Origin of the sequence: Mariniflexile soesokkakense, from assembly GCF_039650365.1 — a bacterium.
GTDB lineage: Bacteria > Bacteroidota > Bacteroidia > Flavobacteriales > Flavobacteriaceae > Mariniflexile > Mariniflexile soesokkakense.
In genome coordinates this window covers 98692-119179 of the sequence record NZ_JAZHYP010000001.1, presented here as the reverse complement: position 1 = coordinate 119179, position 20488 = coordinate 98692, and the positions used below count along the sequence as shown (strand labels likewise).

Below are 20488 nucleotides of genomic sequence, written 5' to 3'. Positions count from 1 at the left end.
CTCAATCCCTAACGCAAACCCATCACTAAAAACATACCACTATGCCAGGATTCGAATTATTTGGAGATTTAGAAAAAAAAGAAGTAAACGATGTATTAGATAATGGCGTACTTATGCGCTATGGTTTCGATGGGATGCGTAATGGCCATTGGAAAGCCAAAGACATGGAAAAAGCATTAGAAATCACCTTTAAAGTAAACCATGCCCAATTAGTATCAAGTGGTACCGCAGCGATATCAGTAGCATTGGCAGCAGCAGGCGTTGGAGCTGGAGATGAGGTTATCTTGCCTACCTTCACCTTTGTAGCCAGTTTTGAGGCTGTTATGATGCTTGGTGCTGTACCCATTTTGGTAGATATAGACGATACCTTAACACTTTGCCCAAAAGCGGTAGTAAATGCCATTACACCAAAAACAAAAGCCGTTATGGTAGTGCATATGTGTGGTAGTATGGGACATTTAGACGCACTTCAAGATATTTGTAGCAAACACAGCCTACTATTAATAGAAGATGCCTGTCAAGCTATTGGTGCCACCTATAAAAGCAAACCACTTGGAAGCATTGGTGATTTAGGTTGCTTTTCATTCGATTTTGTTAAAACCATTACCTGTGGCGAAGGTGGAGCCGTAATAACAAATAATAAGGACTATTATATTAATTCCGACCATTATAGCGACCACGGTCACGATCACATAGGTAATGATAGAGGAGCAGAATCACACCCGTTTTTAGGGTATAACTTCAGGATTTCAGAACTTCATGCAGCGGTAGGTCTAGCACAAATAAAACGCTTGCCAGAAATTTTAAAAATTCAACAAACAAATTATACCATTTTACGAGACGCTTTGTCTCAAATTCCCGAAGTAACCTTTAGAACAGTTCCCGAAGGTGGCGAAGAAAACTATAGCTTTTTAAACTTCTTTTTACCAGATTTAGAAACTTCATTAAAAGTTTCAAATGCATTTAAAACACATGGAGTAGATGCTTGCTTCCAGTATTATAATAACAACTGGCATTACATTCGCAAATGGAACCATTTAAAAGAATTAAAATCATTATTCCCAATTTCATCAGAAGTTAAAACAGGATTGGAATATCTTAAAACCAAACAGTTTCCGCAATCCGACCATTATATTGGTAGAAACATTTCCTGTTTAATAAAATTGTCTTGGTCGGAAGCCGAAGTAAAAGCAAGAGCTTCAAAAATGGTTGAAATTATTAAAGCTTCCTTATAGTTTTAATAATTTACATACTCTACAATTTCTAATCCATATCCAATTAAACCAACACGTTTGGTTTGTTTGGTATTAGAAATTAAGCGTAGTTTATGAATATTTAAATCATGTAATATTTGCGCTCCAATACCAAAATCGCGGGTATCCATATCAATTTTTGGCGCCTTATATATGGTATTAGGTTGTTGGTTTTGTTTTATTACAGACAACCTGTTTAGTATGTTCATGGATTGTGATTCTTGATTGATAAAGATGATAGCTCCTTTACCTTCATTATTAATCACCTGGAACATATTGTCTAATTGGGCATCAACATTATTAGTAAGTGTGCCTAAAATATCATTATTAATTAATGTTGAATTTATTCTTGTAAGCACCTTTTCATTGTCTTTCCAAGTTCCTTTTGTTAAGGCGATATGTATTTGATTGTTAGTGGTTTGTTTGTATGCTCTTAATCTAAATCTTCCAAAGCGTGTCTCGATTTCAAAATCTTCTTTTTTATCAATTAAAGAGTCGTGTTGCATTCTGTAAGCCACTAAATCTTCGATAGAAACAATTTTAAGATTTAATTTTTCAGCTACTTTCATTAATTCAGGTAAACGCGCCATGGTTCCATCTTCATTCATAATCTCAACAATTACTCCAGCAGGTTTTAAACCAGCAAGTCTTGCAAAATCTATAGCAGCTTCAGTGTGCCCTGTACGTCTTAATACACCACCTTCCTTAGCAACTAAAGGGAAAATATGACCAGGTCTAGCTAAATCAAACGGTTTGGTGTTGGGGTCTGTTAATGATTTTACCGTTTTAGCCCTATCACTAGCTGAAATACCTGTAGAAACACCTTGACCTCTTAAATCTACCGAAACCGTAAAGGCTGTTTCCATATGGTCGGTATTATTACGTACCATCATGCCTAATTCTAATTCTTTACAGCGGTTTTCGGTAAGTGGTGTACAAATAAGACCTCTACCTTGGGTCGCCATAAAGTTTATCATTTCAGGTGTTACTTTATCGGCAGCTGCTACAAAGTCTCCTTCATTTTCGCGGTTTTCATCATCAACAACTATAATAACTTCACCATTTCTAATAGCTTCAATGGCATCATGTATGGTGTCAAGTTTAGTCTCTGGAGTTGTGTTTTTTGTCATGGTATCATTAATCATTTTGCAAAGATATTGCTTATTTTAAAGATTCTAAACAATTTTGCTTTAAGTCTTCTTTCATTTTATCGTTTAAAAATAAATATGCAATAAAATATAAAGGGATTCCTATAACTATAAGAATTGGCTTAGGTCTTTTCTCTTTTTTGTTGATGTGGATGTAAAACTTGGAAGTGTTAAATAAAGATTTTATATAGTAAATTAAATATAAAAATAGTGATACGATACTAAGTTGTATAGAGGCAGATGCTAATGATGGCATTTTATTGTTTTTAAAAATAAAATAAAGAATAAGTAAAACAATACCAATACCGTATAGTGTTATAGCAAAATTTGAATGGTCTTTATAATTTTTAGCAATACGTTCAGAATTATCGTAATTAGTATTTATAGCTAAGCCTTCGTCTCGCAATTGTTTTGTTGTTATATCACGCTCATTTAAAACTTTGATAGATTCATAACGGCTATCTTCTAAATGCCCCAATGTTTCGTAGTTATTGATAACATTTATTAACTCGTCATTTTTATAAGAAGAAAGAAATTTATAATCAACACCATCTTTTTCCTTTATATTGAACATTTTTTTAAAGGGGTCAATAAGGCTGTCAAATTCAAACAAGCCTTTATCGGCAGTAGCACGTCGTGTTAAAAAGATACCAAGTGGTAGCATGATAAGCGTTGAAAACCAAGCTGCCAGTATAGGATTAAAACTTCCGTTTTTGGCACTATTTGTAGCGAATATGCCTATAAAATGGTAGGTTAAAAACAGTATTATAGCTATAACCATTGGAAGCCCAATACCACCTTTACGTATTAAAGCTCCAAGTGGCGCACCTACAAAGAATAAAATAATACAGGCAAAACCTAAGGCGAATTTTTCGTGAAATGAAATGATATGTTTATTTAGCCATTCTTTAGAAATTTTTCTAGTAGCTTCATTTGTTGTAATAACTTGTTTGGAACTTGCCGTGGTTTTTAAAGAAACATCAACCAAATCGTACTTTTCTTTAGTACTGAAAATGTCCAAAATAGGACCTAAGTATATGGAATCAGTAGCTTTTTTTTCAACTTTTTTGTTTACTAAAATATTTGAACGTTGAAATAAATTTTTAGATAGTATTTCATGTGATGTTAATTCCTTTTTAGCTAAAGAATCAATAGTTTTATGTAAACCAACCACATCTAGCATGTTGTATTTATCGGTTTGAGACTGTTCATCAAAATCAACATTGTTCATTTGAGACAAATCGATATTTATAATGTACTTTTCAAAGGTGCTTTTAGCAAAAGGTTTTTTGTTCCTGGATTTTATACTATTTGTAGATACATCGCTGTAATAATTTCCGTCTAATAAAATAAGTTTTAATACGTTGGAATCTTCTTCACTGGCAAGCTCTCCACTTTTAGATTTTATGGTTGTAGCATTGGTTCTGCCATCTCTACCTTTAATATGGATGGTAACATTGTCAAGATATTGGTCTCTATCTCCATGTTTATCATCAAATTTAATGTTGTAAGTGCCTACTTCATTAAACTGGCCTTCAGCAAGTAACATAGCGGGTTTTAGTTTTGCAATATTACTTCGTAAGTTGAAAGAATTAAGTTCTGCCCAAGGAATAACATTGTTTGAAAAGAAAAATGTTACAATGCCTAGAATAACAATAAAAATACTAAGACCAGACATGGCGCGTTGCAGCGAAATACCTGTAGATTTCATTGCTGCAAACTCGTAGTTTTCGGCAAAACTACCAAATACCATGATAGATGCTAAAAGGATGGTTAGAGGTAATACTAATGGTATAAGTTTTGGCATGAAATAAAACAAAAACTTAAAGATTACACCAATATCTAAATCTTTACCAGACAGTTCCCTAATGTATAACCAAATGGTTTGTAAAACAAAAATCAGCATGAGAATGATAAACACGCTGAAAAAAGTTTTAAGGTATGTAGTTAGTATGTATCGGTCTAGTATTTTCACCCTTTGAATTTCAATAATCTAATTATCAAATCTGCTTTATTTCTTGCAGATTAATATGTCAAGTAAATACGTAACTTTTTTTAATTAAGCTTATTAATATAATAGCCTTTGTATTTATTGGCATCAAAGGTAAATAAGGTTTTTGATAAAGGCTCGTTTGTTTTAAAAGAATTAACGGTTAATGTGGTTTTTGTACCGTTTTTGCCAATTTGCATTAAATTGTAAATGTGCTTTGTTTGGTTGTCTATACCTAAAAGAATGTATTTTATTTCAGATTTTGAATCAATTGGAGTTAGTTTTACCAATTGAATTTTTCTACCGTTTATGTTTTGCTCTATGTCCATGGCATAGGTATAACCATCTTCGTAAAAAGATAGCATTTTGCTAGGAGTAATAGCGCCTTCTTCGTCGTTTGTTTCAGATGAAATGGTTACTTCTTCATCTTCTGTACTAATACTGTAAAGTTTTTTCCCATCAAAAAGTCGCGTAACACCAAGGATGTTTAGTTTGTACTTATCACCTTGCATAGTGACATCACCTTTGGTTTCTTGTTTTATTTTTTCAACAGTATTTTCTAAAACATACTTAAATTCAATAGAAATATTGTTGTAACTTTTTACTTTTTGAGACACTTGATTTAAAAGTGTTTTGGCTTTGTTTTGAGCAAAACCATTAAGAGATGTTGTTATTATTAATGCTAATATGATATTTTTAATTTTCATAAAATTTGTATTATAAAGTTTCATTTTCTAAATGTCTATCTAAAGCCGTAAGGTCGGTTATTAATACTTGTCTGGCTTTACTGCCTTCAAAAGGACCTACAATACCAGAGGCTTCTAGTTGGTCTATTAATCTACCTGCACGATTGTAGCCTAACTTTAATTTACGCTGTAATAAAGAAGCAGAACCTTGTTGCGCTGTAACAATAACTTCGGCAGCTTCTCTAAATAATTTGTCGCGGTCTGTAATGTCTATATCAAGACTTGTGCCACTATCTTCTCCAACAAACTCAGGAAGTAAATAGGCTTCAGGATATGCTTTTTGCGACCCAATATAATCGGTTATTTTTTCAACTTCAGGTGTATCAACAAAAGCACATTGCACACGAATTAAGTCGTTTCCTTGTGTAAAAAGCATATCACCTCTACCAATAAGTTGGTCGGCTCCAGAGCCATCTAAAATAGTTCTAGAATCTATTTTTGAAGTTACCCTAAACGCAATTCGCGCTGGGAAGTTGGCTTTAATAATTCCTGTAATAACATTTACCGATGGACGTTGTGTAGCAATAATTAAATGAATACCTATGGCACGGGCTAATTGTGCTAAACGTGCAATAGGTGTTTCAACCTCTTTACCAGCGGTCATAATTAAATCGGCAAACTCATCAACCACTAAAACAATGTATGGTAAAAATTGATGTCCGTCGTTAGGGTTTAGTTTTCGAGCCTTGAATTTCACATTGTATTCAGCAATATTTCTACACAAAGCATTTTTCAATAACTCGTAACGGTTATCCATTTCAATACAAAGTGAATTTAATGTATTGATTACCTTGGTGTTATCAGTTATTATGGCATCTTCACTATCGGGTAGTTTTGCCAAATAATGGCGCTCAATTTTATTAAAAAGTGTTAACTCTACCTTTTTAGGATCGACTAAAACAAACTTAACTTCAGCGGGGTGTTTTTTATAAAGTAGAGAAGTTAGCACCGCATTTAACCCAACCGATTTTCCTTGTCCCGTTGCACCTGCCATAAGTAAGTGGGGCATTTTAGCTAAATCGACAACAAAGGTTTCGTTGCTAATGGTTTTGCCTAAAGCAATGGGCAATTGCATATCAGATGTTTGAAACTTTTTAGAAGCAATTACCGAACGCATAGAAACAATGGTCGCATTCTTATTAGGAACCTCTATACCAATAGTTCCTTTTCCTGGAATGGGAGCAATAATACGAATCCCTAATGCAGCGAGTGATAGGGCTATATCGTCTTCTAAGTTTTTAATTTTTGAAATTCGAATACCAGCATCGGGTACAATTTCGTAAAGCGTTACTGTAGGTCCAATGGTCGCTTTAATACTTGCAATACCAATATTGTAGTTTTTTAAGGTTTCTACAATTTTATTTTTATTTTCTTCTAACTCTTCCTGATTGATGGTGATGCCTTCTGAATCATATTTTTTAAGAAGATCTAGCGGTGGGAATTGATATTTTGATAATTCAAGTGTTGGGTCAAATAGCCCAAAATCTTCTACTAATTTATCTGAAAGGTTGTTGGTTTCAGATTGTTCTTCTGCTACTTTTTCAACTTCGATTTCAATATCTAAATTATCGTCTTCAAACTCCTCTTTAATAGGAGTTTTAACTAATAAAGGTGCCGTTTCAACAATAGGTTTTGGTTCGTTTTTTACAACGGGTTCGTTTTTCTCTAAAGGAATTTCGAAAGCCGATTTAATAGCTGCAGCTTCTTCCGACAGGTTATTATCTAAAGCAATAATTGGCTCGTCATCATTTAGATTATTGAAATCATCTTTAATATTGCTTTTAGCCGATTTAAAAATATTTGAAAAACTTTCAAAAGTAACTTTAAACCGAACCGCTAAATAGGTAATTAAACCAAATAACAGTAGGAGTGAAGTACCTATTTTTCCAATATAATCTTGAAGATACGTATTCACTTCAAAACCAATGGTGCCACCAAGTATGCCATTAATGTTTCCAAAAAAACCGAATAAGATGGATAACCAAATAACAATAAGCATCCCCCAAAACCAGTGCGTTCTTAGTTTGGCTTTGCTAAGATTCATTAAAACATAAATACCCGATAAAAAAATAAGCACTGAAATTATGAATGACGAGACACCAAACCCGCGTTGAATAAAGAAGTCGCTTAACCAAGCCCCAGATTTGCTCACCCAATTTTCTGTTTTTATATCGCGCGATGCAAAATTAGATAAACTGCTTTGATCTGCTTCTCCTGTAAAAAGAAACGAAAGAAATGCCATGAAAAGTATAAAACCAAATATGACTAAAAAGCTACCAAACACCAGTTTTTGCTGACTTGATAACTTAAAACTTGGCATTTTAAATTGTTTTCTAGGTGGTTTATTGGTGTCGGTTTTTTTCTTCGCCATTAATGCTTTACAGTTTCAAATTGATATCCTGAAATTTAATTGTATCGTTAAAAACGATGCAACAAAAATACAAATTACTAACGTTTAATTTATAAGTTATAGTATTTTAAAAAATGGTTTATGTATAAGCTTAGTTGTGTGTTTACTTGCGATGATTTTCCGAATGAAAATCAGAAGCTAGCAAACGGGCAACTAACTTTGGTTTAGCTAAAACTAGCAATTTTTCATAGGATACTTTGTTGCCAACTGTATTTTATTCATTTTTTTCGATTGAAATTTGTGTTTTATTATAATATAAACAAATATTAAAATATTTAAAAGAGCTATAATATTAAACAAAGTACTGTATTCCCAACTATCTGGTTGATATTCATCAGAAAACTTTATCTCTGTTAGAGATATTAAATAAAATGAAGTCATAACTATTAGATTAACTATATAGAATAATGTATTAGTTTTTTTTAGTTTCCATAGAATAAAAACCTGAGAAAATATAAGAATTCCAAAAGCAATTAAACATATTGTTTTTAAAAGTTCAGAGTCAAAATCACAAAAAACAAACATTAATCCAATAATTAGGATTACCGATAAAATGAGTATAATTCTCATTTGTCTTTTAATTTTCAAAAGAAAAGAAGCTAAACTATAAATCGTCCCTAATAAAGCTACAGAACCTAATGAGATATTAAGGAAATAAGCACCACCAGTTGCCATACCCATTTTATCATCTCTCGCAACAGGTAGACTTACGAATAGATAAAAATAATAAGTAATAAATAAAAGCAACGTAAAAAAAATAATCTTATTCAACTTTTTAATTTCAATGACTTTATCAGTTTTTATTTTCATATAGTTGCTAACTTAGGAATATAAATAATAAGCCCTATAATAATTGCGAAAACTGAAGCAAAAAACACAGCGCCAGCTGCAATATCTTTTATTAACCCAATTTTATTATGATGCTCTGGGTGAATAAAATTAGCTATTTCTTCAACAGCGGTATTAATGCCTTCCATACTCATAACCAAACCTATTGCTAAAAGTTGAATAGCCCATTCAGTTGAAGAAATGTTAAAAAAGAATCCAGCAGCTGTAACTAATAAAGCTATTATAAACTGAACTTTTACACTAGCTTCATTATTTAAAAGAATGATGGCTCCTTTAAAAGCGTAACCAACACTTTTTATTCGTTTAGCTACGAAGGATTCTTTTTTGGTCATTTAATTGTATAAAGCTTCAAGAGCTGCTTTGTAGTTTGGTTCTTTACTTGTTTCTTCAACTTGTTCGGTATATATTATTTTACTATTTTCATCTAAAATGATGATGCAACGAGATAATAAACCTTTAATAACACCGTCTACATAAAGTAAATTGTAATCTTTTCCAAATTGACCATCTACATAATCAGATAGCATTTCAAGGTTTTTAATGCCTTCAGCATCACAAAAGCGCGTCATTGCGAAAGGAAGATCTTTTGAGATGCATAGTATTTTGGTGTTTTCTAACTCACTTGCCTCAATATTAAATTGTCTTGCCGATGCGATACAAGTACTTGTGTCTATACTGTGAAAAATATTCAATATTACTCTGGAACCTTTATAATCTTTTAAGGAAACAGTGGATAAATCTGTTTTTACAAGTTCAAAATCTGGTGCCGTTGTTCCTACTTTAGGTAATTCTCCTATAGTATTTATTTTGTTTCCTTTTAAGGTTAGTGTTGCCATTTTTTATGTTTTAAATTTTTTATAAAAATAGTAATTATAGTGTTAAGCTATAATTGGTTTTATGTTTTTTTTATTTGTTAATATTTTGTTAAAGGGTATGTTTTTGAAAACCGACACTTATTGAGATTCGTTTATAGGGTATAAACAAATAAAAAAATTTTATCATGAAAAAATCAAATTTATTTACCGCTACTGTTTTTGCAATCACACTTATTGTGGGTCAAGGTTTAACTGCCCAAAACAAAATGATGAAAGAAGATACTAAAATGGTTGGAGGTGCAGCTATGTATCCAAGTAAGAATATTGTTGAGAATGCTGTAAACTCTAAAGACCATACTACATTAGTAGCTGCCGTTAAAGAAGCAGGTTTAGTAGATGTTTTAATGAGCGAAGGTCCTTTTACTGTATTTGCACCAACAAATGCTGCCTTTGAAAAATTGCCGAAGGGAACGGTAGATAATTTATTAAAACCAGAAAATAAAAAAACATTACAAAATGTATTAACGTATCATGTTGTTTCTGGAAAATGGAATTCAGAAGATATTCTAAAAATGATAAAAGATGGAAAAGGGAAAACAGAAATTAAAACAGTGAGTGGAGGTTCTATTACAGCTTGGGTAAAAGGTAAAGACGTATATATTACAGACGAAAATGGAAATTCAGCTATGGTTACAATAGCAGATGTAAATCAGTCTAACGGTGTTATACATGTTATTGATACAGTATTGCTACCAAAGTCTTAAAAGATTCATATTATTTAATTGGTTAGGTTAGTTGAAAAGGCTGCTTCATGCATTTGAAGTGGCTTTTTTTATTGGTTTGATTTTTTAGCGAATAAGTTTTATCAATTATCATATAATTTATAAAAATGGGGTTATGCTATTTTTTAATTAGTAATTCTTAACTTTAGGGTATTCAGAAAAACATATTAAAAACTTAAATAATGGAAAATAGTAATCATTCAAGTACATCCGGAGGAAAGTGCCCGTTTTCAGGAGCGGCTCCAAAGCAAGCGGCTGGAGGTGGAACCAGAAATCAAGATTGGTGGCCCAATAGATTAAAGTTAAATATTCTGCGTCAGCACTCATCTTTAACAAACCCAATGGGAGATGATTTTAATTATGCTGATGAGTTTAAAAAACTAGACTTAAATGCTGTAAAAGAAGACTTAACAGATTTAATGACCGATTCTCAAGATTGGTGGCCTGCAGATTTTGGTCACTATGGCGGTTTTTTTATTCGTTTGGCGTGGCATAGTGCAGGAACCTACCGTATTGGAGATGGTAGAGGCGGTGCAGGAGCAGGTCAACAAAGGTTTGCACCACTTAATAGCTGGCCAGACAATGCGAGTCTTGATAAGGCGCGTAGATTGCTTTGGCCTATTAAGCAAAAATATGGAAAGAAAATTTCTTGGGCAGATCTTATGGTATTGTCGGGTAATGTAGCATTGGAATCGATGGGTTTCAAAACGTTTGGTTTTGCCGGCGGTCGTGAGGATGTTTGGGAGCCAGAAGAAGATGTGTATTGGGGTTCTGAAACTGAGTGGAAAGATGATAAACGCTACTCTGGTGAACGCGATTTGGAAGATCCGTTGGCAGCGGTTATCATGGGATTGATTTATGTGAACCCCGAAGGACCAAACGGAAATGGTGATCCAATTTCGGCGGCTGTAGATATTAGGGAAACATTCAAACGTATGGCAATGAATGATGAAGAGACCGTAGCTCTTATTGCCGGTGGCCATACGTTTGGAAAAACACATGGTGCTGCAGACCCTGGGAAGTATGTAGGAGTAGAACCAGAAGCTGCTGCTATTGAAGAGCAAGGTTTTGGTTGGAAAAACACGTATAAATCTGGAAAAGGAGCAGATGCTATTACAGGAGGACCAGAAGTTATCTGGACGCAAACACCAACAAAATGGAGTAACCTTTTCTTTGAAAATTTATTTGGTTACGAATGGGAACAAACTAAAAGTCCTGCCGGCGCCATACAATGGGTTGCAAAAGATGCAGAAGCAACTATTCCAGATGCTTACAATGCTTCGAAAAAACACCTTCCTACTATGTTGACTACCGATTTATCGTTACGTTTTGATCCTGCTTATGAAAAAATATCAAGACGTTTTTATGAAAATCCGAATGAATTTGCAGATGCCTTTGCAAAAGCATGGTACAAATTAACGCATCGTGATATGGGGCCTAAAGAACGTTATCTAGGGCCAGAAGTACCTAAAGAAGAACTTATTTGGCAAGATCCTATTCCAACGGTAAATCATAAATTGGTTGATAAGAGCGATATTTCAACTTTAAAAACTAAAATATTAAATTCAGGTTTATCAGTATCTGAGTTAGTATCTACAGCTTGGGCGTCGGCATCTACGTTTCGTGGTTCTGATAAACGTGGTGGTGCTAATGGTGCGCGTATTCGTCTAGTGCCTCAAAAAGATTGGGAAGTTAATAATCCTTCACAATTAGAAAAGGTTTTAGGCGTGCTTGAAGGCATTCAAAAAGAATTCAACAAAAAGGTTTCTTTAGCAGATTTAATTGTTTTGGCAGGTTGTACGGGTGTTGAAAAAGCTGCAAAAAATGCAGGACACAATATCGAGGTTCCTTTTACACCTGGGCGTATGGATGCATCTCAAGAGCAAACTGAAGTAGATTCATTTAAATATTTAGAACCTTACGCCGATGGTTTTAGAAATTACAGAAAAACAAAGTTTGATGTTTCAACCGAAGCGTTATTGATTGATAAAGCCCAATTGTTAACATTAACAGCACCCGAAATGACGGTTCTTGTTGGTGGTATGCGTGTTTTGGGTACAAACTTCAATCAAGATAAACACGGCGTATTCACGGATAAATCAGAAACACTTACCAATGATTTCTTTGTGAATTTATTAAGTATGGGTACGGAATGGAAAAAAGCTTCAGATTCTGATGAAGTTTTTGAAGGACGCGATAGAAAAACGGGAACGCTTAAATGGACAGGTACGCGTGCCGATTTAATTTTCGGTTCAAATTCTGAGTTACGTGCCATTGCCGAAGTTTATGCCTGTGAAGATTCAAAAGAAAAATTTGTAAACGATTTTGTTGCAGCTTGGAATAAAGTAATGAATTTAGACAGGTTTGATTTGAATTAAAAAAAATGATTGTCAGTTATTATTAATATAATCTGATGTCTCCTCGAGCGTAGTCGAGAGGTTGCAAGATTAATTCAAGTAATAAAGAGGTCTCGACTCTAGTTTACCTTGAGCGAAGTCGAAAGGCTCGACCTGACTTGAAAATTGATTGTTACTAATTATAGACAATCATAAAACTCATTTTTTAAATATAAAAAAGCCACTTTTCAAATTAAGAAAAGTGGCTTTTAAATTTTTATGAAATTTTATTATTTATCAATAGAACCTAAAACCCTACTCATAAAATTATTAAGAGCTTCTTTTTTAGGAGTACCGTCCTTAATCATTTTATTAACTTCAACAGCACCATACATATTGGAAATAAGTTCTCCAATAACATCTAATTCTTCATCTTTTAATGATGTTACTTCAGTTAATGCTTCTAAAGTTTCAATGGTTTCGATAATGAAATCTTCATCATTGTCTTCAATAAACTGTGTTAAATGTTTAATTACTGGTAACTTCATCAACTAATTCTTTTAAAACTTCGAATTTATTTGTTTGAACCTGATTTACGAAAGTTCCGTTTTTAAAAGTTGCAAATGTAGGTAAGTTGTCTACAGTTGCTAATTTTCTAGATTCTGGAAATTTTTCGGCATCGGCCATAACAAACGCAATACTTTCATTTTCTGTCGCTAATTTTTTGAATTTTGGCTTCATAATGCGACAATTGCCACACCAACTAGCAGAATACTGAACGATTACCGTACCGTTACTTGATACTAATTCGGTTAAATTATCTTGTTCTAATTCTTGAACCATAATATATTGTTTAATAATCGTCATTGCGAACAGAGAGAAGCAATCTCATTATTAATAGGCAGATTGCTTCGTTTTACTCGCAATGACGTTGTGTTTTTAGTTTAAGTGTGCTTTAAGATACTCAGCAGTTCCTTTAGCGTTTGCTTGCATGGCTTGTTTTCCTTCTTCCCAGTTTGCTGGACAAACCTCACCTTTTTCTTGTACATGTGTTAAAGCATCAATGATTCGTAAATACTCATTAACATTTCTACCAAGTGGCATGTTATTAATGCTTTCGTGCTGTACCGTACCTTCTTCATCTATAATGTAAGTTGCTCTGTAAGTTACATTGTCACCTTCAACAGTTACCACCCCCGTTTCTTCGTTGTATTGTTCGTTTGTGATATCTAAAATACCTAAAGTAGACGCTAAGTTTCTGTTAGAATCAGCTAATAATGGGTACGTTACACCTTCAATACCTCCATTGTCTTTAGCGGTGCTTAACCATGCGAAGTGTACTTCTGCTGTATCACAAGATGCACCAATAACTAAGGTGTTTCTTTTTTCAAATTCACCTAAAGCTGATTGAAAAGCGTGTAATTCTGTTGGGCAAACAAAAGTGAAATCTTTTGGGTACCAGAATAAAACTACTTTTTTCTTGTTATTAACGGCTTCTTCAAGAACGTTTACTTTAAAAGTATCGCCCATATCGTTCATTGCGTTAACGCTTAAATTCGGGAATTTTTTTCCTACTAATGCCATATTTAAAATTTTATGATTAATAATTTATTTGATGCAAACTTATAACTAGTTATTGCAATTTTAATAGATTATCAATTAGTAAAACCTATGGAGTAATAGCTAATAAAAATGGATTTAAAATTGTAGGGTATTTTTTGTTAATTTAGTAAAAAATATTGTCATAAATTATCAAAATCCCAAAGAATTGGAAAAAAATAAAGCATTTAGCAAGTTGTTTTTTTTGACAGTTCTTTTATTTTTATTTTGAAGGCTGCAAATAGTAGTGTGGTAAAAGGGCTTAACCAGTTAAATATGGCATATCCTGCGTAGTGAAGTGTATCGACTCCTAAAACACCACTTTGGTAAGCGCCACAGGTATTCCATGGGATTAAAACGGAAGTAACGGTACCAGAATCCTCTAGAGTTCTACTTAGGTTTTCTGGAGCAAGTCCTCGGTCTTCATAGGCTTGTTTAAACATTTTGCCTGGAATCACGATAGCTAAATACTGATCTGAAGCAATAGCATTTAAACCTAAACAGCTAATAACCGTGCTTGCAAATAGCCCGAAAATAGTATGAGCAAGTTTTAATAGTTCTTTAGTAACTCGGGCTAAAGCACCAATAGCATCCATAATACCGCCAAAAACCATGGCGCAAGTTATAAGTAAGATAGTCCATATCATGCCTTGCATGCCCCCAGCAGAAAAGAGATCGTTTAATTTTTCGTTTTCAGTAGTAATTTGTGTTTCTGTAAATATAGAACTAGTTATTGCTCCAAATTTAGATTCGGATAAGTTAGTTAAAACTTCGGGTTGAAGAATAAAAGCAAAAACAGCAGCCAATAAAACGCCAGTACTTAAGGCGATTAAAGGTTTTGTTTTTAGAAGAATTAATGCAATGACCACTAAGGGCACTGTAAATAACCAAGGGGTGATGTTAAAAGTGGAGTTAATGGTAGAAAGTAGGTTGCTTAAATCGGTATTTCCAGAGGTTTCAATATTCATACTTATAAAACTAAAAAAAACAAGTGTTACAATTAGCGTAGGAACTGTAGTGTGGGTCATATACCTAATGTGTGTAAATAAATCGGTTCCTGCCATAGCTGGGGCTAGGTTAGTAGTATCACTTAATGGAGACATTTTATCACCAAAATAAGCGCCAGAAATAACTGCGCCTGCAATCATGCCAGTATTTATGCCTAAAGCAGTACCAATACCAATTAAAGCTATACCAACGGTTGCAGAGGTAGTCCAAGAACTTCCTGTAGCAATTGATATAACAGCACAAATAATTACTGAGGCCGGTAAAAATATGGAAGGGCTTAACACTTGTAATCCATAATAAACCATGACGGGGATAACGCCACTTATTAGCCAAGTTCCTGCCAATGCACCTACCAAAAACAAAATCAAAATGGGAATAAAAACACTTTTTAAATTCTCCCATATTTCTTTTAGCATGCGTTCTAAAGTAACCTTGTTAAAAAGTCCAACAGTAGCAGCTACCAACCCGCCAAGTAGAAGTATAATTTGGTTGGTGTATGTGCCAAACCACTCTTGACCTTCTACAAAAAAAATGTTATATGCTAACATGCCCATTAAAATAATAACTGGAATTAAGGCTTCCCAAATATTAAGTTCTTTATTTTCTATGACGTGTTGGTTGTCTATTTTAATTTCAGAAATGTTTTTGTCGTCGTGCATTGTGTAGAATTAGTTCTGTAATGTTACAATTTTAGATGAATGTATGCAAATGGATTTAATGCGTACTTTTGTTTTTCAATTTATTAAAATTAATGGATTCATTAACCCAAATTGTTTTAGGAGCTGCTTGTGGTGAAGCCATTTTAGGGAAGAAAATAGGCAATAAAGCGTTGATGTTTGGTGCTATTGGTGGTACTATACCTGACTTAGATGTTTATTTTGGCAATATAGTTTATAACCATGAAATTGATGCCATGCTTTTTCATAGAGGCTTTATGCATTCTATTTTGTTTTCAGTTTTAGTAGCATTTATTTTAGGTTGGTGCATATTTAGATTATATAATTCTGGAAAGCGTATAGACGCTACCACCTTAAAAGATTGGATATTATTGTTTTTCTGGTCGTTGTTTACACACCCTATTTTGGATTGTTTTACACCTTATGGAACACAGCTTTTTGCGCCATTTAGTAATTACAGGGTAGCATTTAATAATATAGCAGTTGTTGATCCACTTTATACACTTCCGTTTTTAATTTGTATGATTGTTTTAATGTTCCTCAACAGAAAAAATAAAAAAAGACGATTTTGGCTGAAATTGGGTATTGGCATCAGTTCTGTTTATATGATTTTAACCGTTGTAAACAAGTTTTATATTGATACTATTTTTAGAAAATCGATAGCTGAAAGTGATTTAAAGACAACCCGATTTAATACGCAACCATCCATATTTAATAATGTTTTGTGGTACGCAATTGCAGAGTCTGAATCATCTTATTATGTTTCATATTACTCATTATTAGATACTAAAAACCGATTTATAAATTTTGTTGAATTACCAAAACAACGCGATTTAAAACCCGAAGACTTTGATGATGTTAAAAATTTAGCTTGGTTTAGCAGTCAATATTACAGTGTTTATAAAATAGGAGATAACCAATATCAATATAACGATTTGCGGTATCCTTTATTAGATGGGAATAACCCAAATTCTTCAGTTTTCAGTATGGTCCTTTATAAAGAAAACAACAGACTTAATATGAAGCCATTTAAACCAAGGCGGAATAATTTTAATAAAGCCATTTCAAATCTTTGGGTGCGATTAAAAGGGATTTAAATTTATAGAATTCCAAGTTCTTTCATACAAGCATTCATCATTTTATAGGTGCGTTTAATATCATCATCCAATCCAATTGAAAAACGAATTAATCCATCACTTAATCCCATCGCTTTTTGTTCATCTAAAGATATTTCAGATGATGTAGATGTTCCAGGGGCACTAAACAAGGTTTTATAAAACCCTAAGCTAACGGCAAGATACCCTAAGTTACGGTTTTGCATAATCTCCATAAGTTCATTCGCTTTTTCTAAAGTACCAACATTTATGGTTAACATGCCACCAAAACCGTATTGTACATTCATCATGCTTTTAAATAATTCGTGTGATGGATGCGATTTTAACCCTGGATAGACCGTTTTTAAACCATCTGCTTCAAATTTTTCTGCTAAAAACAAACCATTTTTACTGTGTTGTTGCATTCTTATATGTAATGTCCGTAAATTTTTCAAAACAGAAGCGGCTCGTAAGCTATCCATCGTAGAGCCTAGTAACATGGAAGCGCCACTATTTACATTTCGTAAGTCGTTTATTAACTTCTGTGTTCCACATACAACACCACCAACCGTATCGCTAGACCCATTTATAAATTTTGTTAAACTATGAATAACAATATCGGCTCCCAAAATAGCCGGTGAAATCGATAATGGTGAAAACGTGTTATCTACAACCAATTTTAAATTATATTTTTTGGCAATAGCTGCTAGTCCTTTAATATCGGCAACTTCCAAAAGTGGGTTGCTAACAGATTCGCAATATAAAACCTTGGTTTTTTTTGTGATAGCCCCTTCAACACTTTCTAGTTTAGTAATATCTACAAACGCTGTTTCAATTTTAAAACGTGGCAAAAAGTTTTTCATAAACGCATACGTCCCGCCGTAAATCGTCCTACTAGAAACAATATGGTCATCAGCGCCACATAATTGCATTAAAACTGGAGTAATGGCCCCCATTCCTGAAGCAGATACATTAGCGGTTTCGGTGCCTTCCATGGCTGCAAGTGCTTCACCTAAATATAAATTAGAAGGCGAAGAGTGACGCGAATACAAATAACACCCATCAGCATTACCTTCAAAGGTATCGAACATGGTCTTAGCTGAAAGAAAGGTATAAGTAGATGAATCTGAAATGGATGGATTTACCCCGCCAAATTCTCCGAAATATTGTAAATCTTGTATTTTGTTTGCAGGTTGATATGACATGATTTTTTGAATTGGTTCCTATACAAATGTGGATAAAATACGAATAAAAAACAATATATATTAATAATTATAGATAATAAAACTACATTTTATGACTATTATAGAGTTTAAAATTATATTTTTATAGAAAATCACCTTTTCAATGAAAAATTTTCAATTATGATATTTGATGATACTGATAAAAAGTTACTAGGATATTTGCAAAATGATTGTAAACAAACCAATAAAGAACTTTCGAATAAATTAAATCTATCTGTAACAGCGGTTTACGAAAGAATTAAGAAGCTTGAAAAAGATGAATATATTTCAAAATACGTCGCTTTAGTAAACAAAGAGCAAGTAGATAAATCGTTTATTGCCTTTTGTCACATAAAGCTTATACAACATTCACAAGACTATGTGATCAAGTTTGAAAAAGAAGTAGCTAATTTAAGTGAAGTTTTAGAATGCTATCACATTAGTGGTGATTACGATTATTTATTAAAAGTAATGGTAAAAGATATGGTTGCTTTTAGGGAGTTTATGGTAAATAAATTAACTTCCATTAATCATATTGGTAGTACACACAGTATGTTTGTAATTAATGAGGTTAAGCATACCACGGCCATTGGTTTTTAATATGAATTCAAAAACATATAAAAGTATCGAATTGTTTATCATTTTCATACTGTTGCCAGTTAGTTTTGTGTTTTCGTATGCGCTAAGTATAAAACTGTCTCTGGGTTTTATAGGTTTTTTATACGTTATCTATATTTTATTGAAAGTTGAAAACCAAAAATTTAAGATAGCACCAAATTTGAATTGGATACGTTTTTGGAAAAATACGTTAATTAAATTTTCAATAATTGCAATTTTAACAAGTCTTTTTGTTTGGTTTACAAATAAGGAGATGCTGTTTGAAGTGGTAATTAATAAACCTGTGATGTGGATGGCACTCCTGATAGTTTACAGCTTCTTTTCGGTGTACCCTCAAGAATTACTTTATAGAACTTTCTTTTTTAAACGCTATAAACATTTTTTCAAAAGTGAATCGTTATGTTTTTTTGTTAACGCTATATTGTTCTCATTAGCACATCTGTTTTTTAAGAATAGTTTGGTTCTTGTAATAACTTTTTTAGGTGGTTTAATATTCGCTTTCACCTTCAATAAAACTAAATCAACGCTATTAGTTTCAATGGAACATGCTATTTATGGTAGCTGGTTATTTACTGTTGGAATGGGGGCAATGTTGGGCTTTCCAACATAATTGTTCTTATTCCTACAATTGAAACTTTTTCACTATTTTTATGCAGCTTTTATTAATTAACCAAGAGCAATATGAAGAAACTAAGTTACATCATTTTAGGTATTATTATAGGATTTTTAATCGCCTATTTATTTTTTCCAAGACAGTTAGAAGATGAAGAAGTTATTAAAATATTGAAGCCTAAAGGTGTAATTACTGTTGAAAAAGCTAAAGAATTAAATGCCAACTGGACTTTACACAGAAAGGCAGCAGTAGATTCGGCAGCCCAAAAACAAGGAAGAAATCAAGACGACCGCTCTACATATTGGTCATTAAAAGATATTGAAAATTATTTAGACTATGCAAAAAACCAAGCGGATAGTTTAGGCTACCAAATGACTGGAGTTCGTGTGTATTTAGGGGTTTATGGTAAAAATGCAGGACAAACCAAAAAAGATTTAACTACTATGTTCATAGTGCCTACAGGAAAAAAAGCCCTTTCTAAAACAAGTGTTATTAGTTTACCACCTAGCAATAGTGATATACCTGTGCCTCCTTTAAATGATGGAACTGGTGGAGATAATAATTATCCGCAATAATAATTTATGCACGATTTTTTATTACAATACAAAAATACTATTACATTTAGTGTAGAAATTTTAGCAGCTGTTACAGGTTTAATACTTTATAAAAAGTATAAAACCACAGCTGCTAAATATTTTATATGGTTTTTGGTTTACCTAACTGTTTGCGATTTTTTAGGGAGTTATGTAAGATACATTAACAATGGGTTTTTAAGTTTTTTGCAAGGAACTGTATTTACAAGAAATTATTGGTGGTCAACCTTGTTTTGGAAAATAGGTGCTATATTATTTTTCGTCTTTTATTATATTCAGATATTAAAAACAAATTTATTTAGAAAGCTTATTAAATTTTTTGGCTATGCATTTTTTGCATTTTCAATAACTTATATCCTTTTTAATTGGCACGATTTTTTTAATAAATTTTTCCCTGCTATAAGTATATTCGGGGCATTAATAATATTTTTTTGTACTGTATTCTATTTTATTGAAACCTTGCTAAGCGATAAAATACTAACCTTCTATAAGTCATTAAATTTTTACATAAGCACTGCTATATTTGTTTGGTGGCTTATCATAACGCCTTTGGTGTTTTATGATATTTATAATGCACAAATAGATTGGAATTTTATTTTTTTAAAATGGCAAGTTTACTTGTTTGCTAATATACTTATGTATTCAACCTTTACATTTGCTTTAATATGGTGCAAACTGGATGATGAAACCTATAACAATAATTAGTGAAGGAATTTTTAGCTAAAAAATTTAAT

The 20488-nt window shown here is 32.8% G+C and carries 20 protein-coding genes; 8 read left to right on the top strand and 12 right to left on the bottom strand.

Features of this window, described 5'->3' with window-relative positions; translation table 11 throughout:
- Positions 1-41 precede the first annotated feature (41 nt).
- Positions 42-1235: a DegT/DnrJ/EryC1/StrS family aminotransferase gene (locus VP395_RS00520; protein ID WP_346239739.1), complete on the top strand. Its 1194-nt coding sequence runs from the start codon at positions 42-44 to the stop codon at positions 1233-1235.
- Between the two features lie 2 nt (positions 1236-1237).
- Here the strand turns inward: VP395_RS00520 and ribB are convergent, their stop codons facing one another.
- The 7 genes from ribB to tpx form a co-directional block, all read right to left on the bottom strand.
- A complete protein-coding gene (ribB, locus tag VP395_RS00515) occupies positions 1238-2383 on the bottom strand; it encodes a 3,4-dihydroxy-2-butanone-4-phosphate synthase (RefSeq protein ID WP_346239738.1) in 1146 nt (381 codons plus the stop codon).
- 31 nt (positions 2384-2414) lie between these two features.
- Positions 2415-4376: an LptF/LptG family permease gene (locus tag VP395_RS00510; RefSeq protein WP_346239737.1), complete on the bottom strand. Its 1962-nt coding sequence runs from the start codon at positions 4374-4376 to the stop codon at positions 2415-2417.
- A gap of 80 nt (positions 4377-4456) precedes the next feature.
- Positions 4457-5098 carry an outer membrane lipoprotein periplasmic chaperone LolA1 gene (gene lolA1 / locus VP395_RS00505; RefSeq protein ID WP_346239736.1) on the bottom strand — a complete coding sequence of 214 codons (642 nt, stop codon included), beginning with the start codon at positions 5096-5098 and terminating at the stop codon, positions 4457-4459.
- A gap of 10 nt (positions 5099-5108) precedes the next feature.
- Complete coding sequence (locus VP395_RS00500; RefSeq protein WP_346239735.1) at positions 5109-7508, bottom strand: DNA translocase FtsK; 2400 nt, start codon at positions 7506-7508, stop codon at positions 5109-5111.
- 213 nt (positions 7509-7721) lie between these two features.
- Positions 7722-8357: a hypothetical protein gene (locus VP395_RS00495; protein ID WP_346239734.1), complete on the bottom strand. Its 636-nt coding sequence runs from the start codon at positions 8355-8357 to the stop codon at positions 7722-7724.
- On the bottom strand, positions 8354-8728 hold the full coding sequence (locus VP395_RS00490; RefSeq protein WP_346239733.1) for a diacylglycerol kinase family protein: 375 nt from the start codon (positions 8726-8728) through the stop codon (positions 8354-8356). Before VP395_RS00490 ends, VP395_RS00495 begins: the two co-directional genes overlap by 4 nt.
- A complete protein-coding gene (gene tpx, locus VP395_RS00485; RefSeq protein ID WP_346239732.1) occupies positions 8729-9232 on the bottom strand; it encodes a thiol peroxidase in 504 nt (167 codons plus the stop codon).
- Positions 9233-9396: 164 nt separating this feature from the next.
- On the opposite strand from tpx, the gene VP395_RS00480 reads away from it, so the two are divergent.
- Together VP395_RS00480 and katG are read left to right on the top strand one after the other, a co-directional pair.
- Entirely contained in the window at positions 9397-9975 is a 579-nt protein-coding gene (locus VP395_RS00480) for a fasciclin domain-containing protein (protein ID WP_379883960.1), read from the top strand.
- Between the two features lie 200 nt (positions 9976-10175).
- Positions 10176-12371: a catalase/peroxidase HPI gene (gene katG / locus VP395_RS00475; protein ID WP_346239731.1), complete on the top strand. Its 2196-nt coding sequence runs from the start codon at positions 10176-10178 to the stop codon at positions 12369-12371.
- Between the two features lie 248 nt (positions 12372-12619).
- On the opposite strand, the gene VP395_RS00470 is transcribed toward katG, so the two are convergent.
- The 4 genes from VP395_RS00470 to nhaC all read right to left on the bottom strand — a co-directional run bounded on the left by VP395_RS00470 (position 12620) and on the right by nhaC (position 15595).
- A complete protein-coding gene (locus VP395_RS00470; protein WP_346239730.1) occupies positions 12620-12877 on the bottom strand; it encodes a DUF6952 family protein in 258 nt (85 codons plus the stop codon).
- Entirely contained in the window at positions 12858-13172 is a 315-nt protein-coding gene (locus VP395_RS00465) for a thioredoxin family protein (RefSeq protein WP_346239729.1), read from the bottom strand. The genes VP395_RS00470 and VP395_RS00465 overlap by 20 nt, the downstream gene beginning before the upstream one ends.
- 96 nt (positions 13173-13268) lie before the next feature.
- Positions 13269-13913, bottom strand: a complete 645-nt coding sequence (locus VP395_RS00460; RefSeq protein ID WP_346239728.1) for a peroxiredoxin — start codon at positions 13911-13913, stop codon at positions 13269-13271.
- Between the two features lie 203 nt (positions 13914-14116).
- Positions 14117-15595, bottom strand: a complete 1479-nt coding sequence (gene nhaC, locus VP395_RS00455; RefSeq protein ID WP_346239727.1) for a Na+/H+ antiporter NhaC — start codon at positions 15593-15595, stop codon at positions 14117-14119.
- A gap of 92 nt (positions 15596-15687) precedes the next feature.
- Between nhaC and VP395_RS00450 the strand changes: the two genes are divergently transcribed.
- On the top strand, positions 15688-16710 hold the full coding sequence (locus VP395_RS00450; RefSeq protein ID WP_346239725.1) for a metal-dependent hydrolase: 1023 nt from the start codon (positions 15688-15690) through the stop codon (positions 16708-16710).
- 2 nt (positions 16711-16712) lie between these two features.
- Here VP395_RS00450 and VP395_RS00445 read toward each other — a convergent pair whose 3' ends face one another.
- Positions 16713-17912 (bottom strand): aminotransferase class I/II-fold pyridoxal phosphate-dependent enzyme, encoded by a 1200-nt coding sequence (locus VP395_RS00445; RefSeq protein ID WP_346239724.1) that lies wholly within the window; start codon positions 17910-17912, stop codon positions 16713-16715.
- 159 nt (positions 17913-18071) lie between these two features.
- Between VP395_RS00445 and VP395_RS00440 the strand changes: the two genes are divergently transcribed.
- The 4 genes from VP395_RS00440 to VP395_RS00425 all read left to right on the top strand — a co-directional run bounded on the left by VP395_RS00440 (position 18072) and on the right by VP395_RS00425 (position 20459).
- A complete protein-coding gene (locus VP395_RS00440; RefSeq protein WP_346239723.1) occupies positions 18072-18530 on the top strand; it encodes an Lrp/AsnC family transcriptional regulator in 459 nt (152 codons plus the stop codon).
- 1 nt (position 18531) lies between these two features.
- Positions 18532-19158 (top strand): CPBP family intramembrane glutamic endopeptidase, encoded by a 627-nt coding sequence (locus tag VP395_RS00435; protein WP_346239722.1) that lies wholly within the window; start codon positions 18532-18534, stop codon positions 19156-19158.
- A 71-nt stretch (positions 19159-19229) separates the two neighbouring features.
- Positions 19230-19736: a hypothetical protein gene (locus VP395_RS00430; protein WP_346239721.1), complete on the top strand. Its 507-nt coding sequence runs from the start codon at positions 19230-19232 to the stop codon at positions 19734-19736.
- A gap of 6 nt (positions 19737-19742) precedes the next feature.
- Positions 19743-20459 carry a hypothetical protein gene (locus VP395_RS00425; RefSeq protein ID WP_346239720.1) on the top strand — a complete coding sequence of 239 codons (717 nt, stop codon included), beginning with the start codon at positions 19743-19745 and terminating at the stop codon, positions 20457-20459.
- The last annotated feature ends 29 nt before the right edge of the window (positions 20460-20488 follow it).